The sequence below is a fragment of the Pseudoalteromonas sp. APC 3691 genome (assembly GCF_030408135.1).
Taxonomy (GTDB): Bacteria; Pseudomonadota; Gammaproteobacteria; order Enterobacterales; family Alteromonadaceae; genus Pseudoalteromonas.
In genome coordinates, this window is record NZ_JASDCB010000133.1 from 1 (window position 1) to 2,068 (window position 2,068).

Sequence of the window (2,068 nt, forward strand, 5' to 3'; positions counted from 1 at the left end):
CCCACCCTCAAGCACAGTATTGGTCTGACTAAGTATAGGGCGTTGCGCTATTTTGCACGCTGACCCACCAATACTGCCGAAACAGGTTACGGTTAGTTGTGTACCTCTAACTTCTTATGGCTTCCTTCAGACCCCACCGTTGGCCAGTGACGCCCTTGCCATTCAGATTATCTTCCCCTTAGTCAGGGTGATAAGGCATCTTTCAGCCTATCGGGTTTGCCAGCTTCGCTGGGCAAACAAAAAAGGGCTGCATAAAATGCAGCCCTTCATGTTTTTACTCAATGTTAATTACTTACTAGCAATTATACTGTTGGATAATCGGTATAGCCTTGCTCTGCACCACCAAACAAAGTGTCGGGGTTGTGGCTGTTAAGTGGCTTGCCTTGCTTTAAGCGTGCTGGTAAGTCTGGGTTTGATACAAACGGGCGACCAAAGCCAATCATGTCGGCCCAGCCTTCGCTAAGTGCTTTGTCTGCGCGCTCTTTGGTGTACTTGCCTGCGTAAATTAATACACCGCTGTAGGCTTTGCGAATAGCGTGTTTAAACTCAACACTCATTAAAGGCGCGTCATCCCAATCGGCTTCGGCTATATGCATGTAACCTACACCGGCTTTATTTAATGCCTCAGAAACCGCTAAATAAGTTTCCTCAGGGTTTTCGTCTACTGTGCCATTAAGAGTTGTTAACGGGGCAAGTCTTACGCCTACTTTGCTGCTACCAATTTCGTCGCTAACAGCGTTTACTACTTCAATTAAAAAGCGTATACGGTTTTGCACGCTGCCACCATATTCATCGGTGCGAGCATTTGATTCTGAGTCTAAAAATTGGTTAATAAGGTAACCATTTGCAGCATGAAGCTCTATGCCATCAAATCCTGCATTAACTGCATTTTTAGCAGCTTGGCGAAATTCGCCTATTACATGCGTAATATCTTGTTTGCTCATTTCGCGTGGGAGTTGGGTGTCTACAAACCCCGGTGCGCCGTTTGTATCTACAAATACTTTTACGTCTTTTGCAGCAATGGCCGAGGCTGAAATAGGCTGCACGCCACCGGTGTTGTCACTATGAGTTACACGGCCAACATGCCAAAGCTGAGCAAACATCACGCCACCAGCGCTATGTACTGCGTGGGTTACTTTACTCCAACCTACAACTTGCTCATTTGAATAAATACCCGGAGTCCAAGCGTAGCCTTTGCCAAGTTCACTAATTTGTGTGCCTTCGCTTACAATTAGCCCGGCACTTGCGCGCTGTGCGTAATATGTTGCCATTAAGTCGTTAGCTATATCGCCAGGCTGTGTTGAACGCGAGCGAGTCATTGGGGGCATAACAATACGGTTTTTTAATGTTTTACCTGCAAGTTCTATTGGTTCAAAAAGTAATGTCATAATGCCTCCTAAGTTTGATTGCGCTCATAATAACGTAACCAAGCACATGCAAAAACAACAAAAACTGCAAAATAGTTTTGTTGTATCTGCAATAAAGCTACAAAGTAAAACACATTAACTTTAGGTGAACTAAATGTATTTTATTGACTCTTAACAGCACTATTAAGTTGAGGGTTTGATGTGAATAAAGGGAATGCGTGGCCGTGGGTTATCTCGTTATGTATACATGGCGTGTTGCTGTACTTATTACTTTCACATAAATTACTTTCGCAAAAAATAAAGGTTGAAGAACCTCAAACAAAAAAAGACACCGTAATAAACGTTTATGTAATGGTTAACTTATCAACCCAACCTAAGTTAAGCACCGTTAACACCACCACTAACGCACCGATTGCTGAGCCTGCAAAGTTAGAGGTAAAAAAGTACCTGAATCTATAAGCACTAATAAAACACCTACAACTCAAACACAAGTTACTAAAGCACCCAAACAACGTGACGAAAAACCAAAAACAACAACAGTAACAGTAACAAAGTCCACTATTACAAATAAACCCTAAGGGATCCCCAAAAATAATTATTAAATTTCAATCACATCACTCACATCCATATTTTTCCAATCGAGTTGCACTACCACCTGTACGAAATAGGCTAGCCCTTCCAAGTAATCTCGCCGCCGCAGC

Annotated in this window: 2 protein-coding genes; one reads left to right on the top strand and one right to left on the bottom strand. The window is 42.9% G+C overall.

Translation table 11 applies throughout. The annotated features are described in order from the left end of the window. Positions 1-302: 302 nt before the first annotated feature. Complete coding sequence (locus QL998_RS20530) at positions 303-1,388, bottom strand: alkene reductase (RefSeq protein WP_290193385.1); 1,086 nt, start codon at positions 1,386-1,388, stop codon at positions 303-305. A 180-nt stretch (positions 1,389-1,568) separates the two neighbouring features. On the opposite strand from QL998_RS20530, the gene QL998_RS20535 reads away from it, so the two are divergent. Next, positions 1,569-1,826: a hypothetical protein gene (locus tag QL998_RS20535; RefSeq protein ID WP_259365725.1), complete on the top strand. Its 258-nt coding sequence runs from the start codon at positions 1,569-1,571 to the stop codon at positions 1,824-1,826. Positions 1,827-2,068: the final 242 nt, after the last annotated feature.

Bases quoted from the DNA above. Each gene is read 5' to 3' on its own strand.
- QL998_RS20530 (WP_290193385.1), bottom strand. From the start codon at position 1,388: ATGACATTACTTTTTGAACCAATAGAACTTGCAGGTAAAACATTAAAA.